The 7124-nt window shown below is 40.1% G+C and carries 7 protein-coding genes; 2 read left to right on the forward strand and 5 right to left on the reverse strand.

The annotated features are described in order from the left end of the window. Positions 1–34: 34 nt before the first annotated feature. Positions 35–1504: a cysteine--tRNA ligase gene (gene cysS / locus F8N35_RS07085; RefSeq protein WP_293050718.1), complete on the reverse strand. Its 1470-nt coding sequence runs from the start codon at positions 1502–1504 to the stop codon at positions 35–37. 272 nt (positions 1505–1776) lie between these two features. On the opposite strand from cysS, the gene dapA reads away from it, so the two are divergent. Together dapA and frr are read left to right on the forward strand one after the other, a co-directional pair. Then, a complete protein-coding gene (gene dapA / locus F8N35_RS07090) occupies positions 1777–2670 on the forward strand; it encodes a 4-hydroxy-tetrahydrodipicolinate synthase (protein WP_293050719.1) in 894 nt (297 codons plus the stop codon). Positions 2671–2712: 42 nt separating this feature from the next. Beyond that, the gene (gene frr, locus F8N35_RS07095) at positions 2713–3273 is read left to right on the forward strand and encodes a ribosome recycling factor (protein ID WP_293050720.1); all 561 of its coding nucleotides are present in this window, start codon (positions 2713–2715) and stop codon (positions 3271–3273) included. A 69-nt stretch (positions 3274–3342) separates the two neighbouring features. On the opposite strand, the gene xerD is transcribed toward frr, so the two are convergent. The 4 genes from xerD to F8N35_RS07115 all read right to left on the reverse strand — a co-directional run bounded on the left by xerD (position 3343) and on the right by F8N35_RS07115 (position 6996). Continuing rightward, complete coding sequence (xerD, locus tag F8N35_RS07100) at positions 3343–4236, reverse strand: site-specific tyrosine recombinase XerD (protein WP_293050721.1); 894 nt, start codon at positions 4234–4236, stop codon at positions 3343–3345. A gap of 40 nt (positions 4237–4276) precedes the next feature. Beyond that, entirely contained in the window at positions 4277–5170 is an 894-nt protein-coding gene (locus F8N35_RS07105; protein ID WP_293050722.1) for a hypothetical protein, read from the reverse strand. Positions 5171–5367: 197 nt separating this feature from the next. After that, entirely contained in the window at positions 5368–5931 is a 564-nt protein-coding gene (locus F8N35_RS07110) for an L-threonylcarbamoyladenylate synthase (RefSeq protein ID WP_293050723.1), read from the reverse strand. Positions 5932–5946: 15 nt separating this feature from the next. Continuing rightward, the gene (locus tag F8N35_RS07115; RefSeq protein ID WP_293050724.1) at positions 5947–6996 is read right to left on the reverse strand and encodes a glycosyltransferase; all 1050 of its coding nucleotides are present in this window, start codon (positions 6994–6996) and stop codon (positions 5947–5949) included. Positions 6997–7124: the final 128 nt, after the last annotated feature.

A 7124-nucleotide genomic window follows, 5' to 3' on the forward strand; every position in this document is an offset into this window, starting at 1 on the left:
TTTCGAATGCCATCATTCAGCAGCTTTCAGCTTTTCAAAGCTTCCACTCAAAACCGTCTTTCGTATCTTTAACGTCGAACCCAAAGGCAGCTAACTGGTTACGGATTTTGTCAGCTGTCGCCCAATCCTTATTTGCTTTCGCTTCCAGACGAATGCTAAGCAACAAATCTATCGCTTTTTTGTACGCCTCGGTAGAAGAATCCACATCTGAGAGTTGAGTTTTCAAGCCAAGAATATCTTCAATAAAGAGTTTCATAACAGACTTTAACTCATCCAGATCTACCTGCGAAATAGTTCCCTTGCCGTCATGAACGGTATTAATCGCTTTGATAGCTTCAAACAACTGTGCAATTACAATCGGTGTATTCAGGTCATCACACATGGCAGCTTCGCATTTATCACGCAAACCTGCCACATCCACTGTGGTTTCAGCACCAGCCTGCAATTTCTGCAAACGCTCATACCCTTCCACTAACCTGGACAATCCTTTTTCTGATGCCACCAACGCTTCGCTGCTAAAATCGACCGTACCACGATAATGTGCCTGAAGAATAAAGAAACGAATAGTCATTGGACTGAACGGCTGGGTAAGCAATTTATGGTTTCCTGTAAAGAACTCTTCAAGTGTAATAAAATTACCAAGCGATTTTCCCATCTTCTGTCCATTGATGGTAATCATATTGTTATGCATCCAGTAACGCACCGATTCGTGGCCGAGAGCCGCCGTTGACTGAGCTATTTCGCACTCGTGATGCGGAAATACCAAATCCATTCCGCCTCCATGAATATCAAATTTTTCGCCTAAATATTTTGTTCCCATTACCGAACATTCAAGATGCCATCCCGGGAAACCGTCACTCCAGGGTGAAGGCCAGCGCATTATATGTTCCGGCATTGCTTTCTTCCAAAGGGCAAAGTCAACACTTTTACGCTTTTCGTTCTGACCATCCAAATCGCGCGTTGTTTCCAACAACTCATCAATATTACGCCCGGATAATTTTCCGTAATGGTGTGATTTGTTATACTTCTCAACATTGAAATAGACTGATCCGTGGCTTTCGTAGGCAAACCCGGCATGCAGAATACTCTTCACAAATTCAATCTGCTCAATAATATGACCCGAAGCATGAGGCTCTATGCTGGGTGGAAGCACGTTAAGAGCCTCCATTGCTTTATGGTAACGATTGGTATAATACTGCACAATTTCCATGGGTTCCAATTGCTCAAGCCGTGCTTTCTTAGCAATCTTATCTTCTCCGGCATCAGCATCATTTTCGAGGTGCCCCACATCAGTTATATTTCTCACATAACGAACCTTATAGCCAAGGTGCGTCAGATAACGGTAAACCAAATCAAAAGTAATAGCCGGACGAGCATGTCCCAAATGAGCATCACCATACACTGTAGGACCACACACATACATCCCCACATGAGGTGCATGCAGCGGCTCAAAAAGCTCTTTTTTTCTACTTAATGTATTATAAATAAACAGTTTATTATCCATATCTTTAATGCTTACATCGTATTAAATTGAAATAACAAAGATAACTCATTTTTTTAACCCCTGCAATCAAATATCATACAAGCCTGATTATTAATACCTTTTATAAAAACATCACCTTACAAACAACTTCCTGGTATCATTCTTTTATCCAATGGTATTCTTCGTTCACATCTGTGTGGAAAACTAACAAAAATGTGCCAATTTGTTGTATTAAAATGATAGAAAAACGGCGAAAAAAGTGTACATTTGCACCCGTATTCCCACTATATTGTATGACCAAAAGTAAATTAACCGGGATGGGCGTTGCCCTGATTACCCCATTCAAAGCAGACGATTCGATTGATTTTGAAGCTCTTGCAAAACTTGTGGAGCATCTGATAAAAAACGGCACCGATTATCTGGTTGTTTGTGGAACAACAGCTGAAACAGCTACCATGACCAAACAGGAAAGAGATGAAGTTACCCGCTTTGTCATCAGAGTCAATGCCGGAAGATTGCCTATTGTTCTGGGAGTCGGAGGAAACAATACTCAAGCTGTTATAGATCAACTTCAAAACGACGATTTGAGTGGTGTCGATGCAATCCTTTCGGTTACACCTTATTACAACAAGCCATCACAGGAAGGTCTATACCAGCACTTCAAGGCAATTGCAACAGCATCAAGACTGCCGATTATTCTTTACAACGTTCCGGGCAGAACGGGTGTCAACATGACGGCAGATACAACATTGCGTTTAGCTAATGATTTCAAAAATATCGTTGCAATAAAAGAAGCTTCTGGCATCTTCACGCAAATTGATGATATTATCAAAAACAAACCCGAAAATTTTGTGGTAATTTCAGGAGATGACGGCATCACTTTTCCTCTGATAACATTAGGAGCTGTTGGTGTAATTTCTGTTATCGGCAACGCATTTCCATACGAGTTCAGCCGGATGGTACGATTGGCTCTTAATGGACAATACGATGCCGCCCGTGAAATTCATTATCGTTTCAACGAACTCTTCAAACTCCTGTTTGTAGATGGGAATCCGGCTGGTGTAAAAAGCATTTTATCAGTAATGGGTATGATAGAAAACAAATTACGTCTTCCATTAGTTCCAACCACCATTACAACATTTGAAAAAATAAGAGTAGTACTCAACAGCTTGAATGTTAAGTGCTAATCAAAATAAAACTCATATCCTTCACCTAAAATAACAATTGCTATGACAGATGTAAAGGTATTTTTAAAAGCCGCAGAAGACAAAATGGAAGGTGCGGTACGCTTCTTAGACGAATCGTTGGCTCACATCCGTGCAGGAAAAGCTAACCCCCGTATTCTTGACGGTGTATTTGTTGAATATTATGGAAACCATCTTCCCATCAGCGGAGTAGCTACAGTTACCACTCCTGATGCGAAAACGATCAACATTCAACCGTGGGAAAAAGCGATGATCAGTGTTATTGAAAAAGCTATCATGGCATCCGAAATAGGCATTACTCCTGCCAACAACGGAGAAACCATTCGATTGGGAATTCCTCCACTTACAGAGGAACGCCGTAAACAGCTTGCAAAACAGGCAAAACAAGAAGTAGAAGATGCAAAGGTTAGCATCCGTAACGCCCGTCGTGATGCCATTGAGCACATCAAAAAAGCAGTAAAAGACGGACTTCCTGAAGATTCTGCCAAAGATGCAGAAAATGATGCTCAGAAGCTGCACGACAAGTTTGTAAAAAAAGTAGAAGATATGATGGTTGCCAAAGAAAAGGAAATTATGACTGTGTAATCTTCTCAAAAACCTATATGAACAAAAAATGCGAATCGGCACGACCGGTTCGCATTTTTTTATTCTGGGTCACTTTCTTGCATTTCTTGGATGAAAGCTCAACACTGTATCTCGCAGCAATTCAACATCAATATGGGTATAAATTTCTGTTGTCATAATTGACTCATGCCCCAAAAGCTGCTGAATCACCCTGAGATTTGCGCCTCCTTCGAGCAAATGAGTAGCAAACGAATGCCGGAATGTATGCGGACTAATATTCTTCTTTATTCCAGCCATTTGGGCAAACTGTTTGACAATCGTAAAAATCATCACTCTGGTCAGCTTGGCTCCCCTACGGTTTAGAAACAGATAATCTTCAAAGCCTTTCTGTATCTTCATTCCGTTACGAATTATCAACCACAACTTCATTTGAGTTTCAGCTTCTTCTGACAAAGGAACCAAACGCTGTTTGCTACCTTTGCCTTCCACCTTCATAAAAGAATGTTCAATATCAATATTTGAAAGCTGTACATCAATCAATTCCGAAACCCGCAAGCCCGATCCATACATCATTTCTATAATGGCACGGTTTCGCTGGCCCTCCGGCGTGGAAACATCAATAACATCGACTATGGCATTAATTTCTTCAACGGAGAGAACTTCTGGCAAATGAAGTCCTATTTTAGGAAGTTCCAGCAATTCGGTCGGATCATCTTCCAGTTTATTGGTCAGGATAAGAAAATTATAGAATGATTTTATACCGGAAACGATACGCGCCCGTGAGCGTGGAGAAATTCCCAAATCAGACAGTTCTATCAAAAAATCCTGCAAATGGTCGATGCGCACAGTCAAAAAATCGACATGAGCATCCGAAAGAAAGCTCAAAAGCTTTTCTATATCACTCAAATAAGCGGATACCGTATTGGAAGATAATGACTTTTCGAGTTGAAGGAATGCTTTATACTCTTTTAATACCGGTTGCATGGGAAAAGTTTTACCGGATGCTATCGAAATTTATGAAGTTTTATTTGGCTAAACGAAAGCTGGCTTGGCCTATCAAATTACCATCAGCAAAAAGGTCTACTCTGTAAGAACCCGGAAATAACAATTCGTTGACTTTCCAGTATAACACATCAGAAAGATCCTCTCCTTGGTATTCAATCGTTTTTTTACAGGAATATTGAATTTGACGATTCTCAAATGGAAAAACGTCGCCTTGGCTTCTGGCAAGGACTCCGTTATCAGGAGTCATGATCCGTGCATACACATGCTTATTTCCGGGAGCTGCAGTAACATTTTTAGCTATCGTAAAATTGATCTTTATAGTCGCAGTTTTATTGACTTTATCGGTTTTTTTATTGCGATCTGTCAATGTCTCGACATTCAAAGACTTTACATCTAACCGCGCCGCACGAGTTACCTTTTCTTCAAGGGAACTCTTTTCCTTTGACAATTGTTCCACATGTTGCGAAGCCTGATTGAATTTTTGCTTGACCTCCTGATTTTCGGCTGTCAACACCTGATTTTGATGGTTCAAAGAATCTACCATTATCACGTATTGGCGCAATACTTTACGTACGGTTGCAAGCTCCTGTTTCAATTGGTTAATCTTCTGAACATCTGTTACTCTAACCGTTTTCAGTTCTTCCATCAATGACTGAATACGCTGCTTCTGTTTCACAATCTGATGGGCAAGAGAATCATTGGTCGTCTTAAACTGCAAACCGTCTGTAGACTTGGCAAAATCTTCATATTCCTGTTGCAATTGGCTTTTCTCATACGTCATCTGCGCAACCATTCCCTTCATTTCAGAATCTTTATCCGAAGATTTCTTCACAAAGAAAACAAGTGCAATTACCAATCCAAGAACCAATGCTCCTACACTACTATAAATTATAATATTTTTTCTTCCAGACATAATAAATAAAACTTTGAAAAACAGATATTTTACAATCGCAGATCAGTTCTTTTTCCAACCTGCAAATCAGAGTACAAAAGTAGAAATATTGTGCGATACTTCAAACAAAAAGCGCCCTGCATACCACTTAATACAGGGAATAAAAAATGGCTGACATTTCAGAAATATCAGCCGTATATGGAGAATTATTCTCAATACTATTCACGAATAACCTTAACCAGACTTCCCGGCCCAAGTTTGATAATTGAAGACGGGGCTGGCTCTGACAGATCATCCTGACGATATTGCACGACATAATCGACCGCATCGATAATTTCCTGCGAAATCTGCGCAAAATTACGAGGAGTCGGTTCGCCGCTAATATTCGCAGATGTTGAAACTATTGGACGACGGAACATTTCGCACAACTTTTTTGAAAACTCCTCATTAGACACACGTATACCTATGCTTCCATCTTCTCCCATCAAATTTGCAGCCAGATTTTTCCCCTGCGAATAGATTATTGTCAATGGCTTGGTACTCATATCTATCAAATCATACGCAAGATCAGGAATTTCCGACACGTACCCCTGCAATTTTGCGGTACTATCCATCAGTACAAGCATCGCTTTATTGTCAGCCCGCTGCTTAATCTCGTAAATACGTTTTACCGCATCCTCGTTTGTTGCGTCGCAACCCAATCCCCACACTGTATCCGTTGGGTATAAAATAACACCTCCTTTGCGCAGCACATCTATCACTTGCTTTATTTCTTGTATCATTTATCTAAATTTTTATTATTTCCATTTTACCTTACAGAATAATCCCGGGACAGTAACGTAAAGTACATAAAAAGGGTACAACATTGCTAATGGAATTATCCTATTTACAACTTGTTTTCCTTTAAAGAACGATGCAAAATTAAGAACAAACAATGCATCTACAAACGTTTTGCATCCCCAACATATCAATGCCTGCATCCATAAACCAGAAAAGAGTAGAAAAACGGGCATAACAGTGACAGCAAACGTTACTAACCCTAGAAGAACTATACCAGAGTCCCGATACGATTTACTTTTTGACACCCAGCGCCGCCTTTGATTTCTAAACTGTTCAATGGTATTATTAGGCTCTATGGTCACCATTGCTTCCTGAGACTTCAAATAGACGATAGATTCGTTATGCTTTTTACAGTACATCAGAAAAAACATATCGTCACCGGAAGGTTCGTCAACGCGCAAATCATCAAAGGCTCTGAGCCAAACACTACGGTTAAAAATCAGGTTGGCACCATTGCACATCATCGGCTGCTTCATAACCGCAGATCCGGCCGTAACAGCAGCTAACGACAGAAATTCCAACGCCTGAATCTGCTGCCAGAAAGAAGTATCCGATTGCATCCTGACTGGGGCTATTAAAAGCGTCACTTCCTTGTGCGCTAATGAAGAAACTACAGCCTGCAACCAGGTTGACGGTACACGACAATCAGCATCTGTACACACAATAATATCACATATTGCTGCTTGTATTCCACATTTAAGAGCTTGTTTTTTCCCGTTCCCTGTATTTTGTATGAACCTGACATTCGGAAAAGAGGCTACAATTTCTGCTGTTTTATCATCGGAGTTATCATCAACAACAATAATTTCTTTTGCCTTATAGGATTGGTTATCAAGATCACTCAGTAATAATCTTATATTTTTTTCTTCATTGCGGGCACATATCACAACAGAGAGGCCTGTCTGCATACTACTATTTAGTTTTTCTCTCTTTGTTCTATGCCATGCGTAAACACAACAACATAAAAATAAAGCATATAAGCACAATAACAAATAGAGAACCGGCATAATGACTAAATTTCTTCAAAGATACTATTTCTGACGGATAGCAGAAAGATGTAATCCTCCAAAATAGCTTCAGTATATAAACGCAAAAACGCTTCACATCGTAAGATGCAAAGCGTTTCGTAAAAGTG

This window comes from Paludibacter sp. (assembly GCF_009712605.1).
Classification (GTDB): Bacteria; Bacteroidota; Bacteroidia; order Bacteroidales; family Paludibacteraceae; genus Microbacter.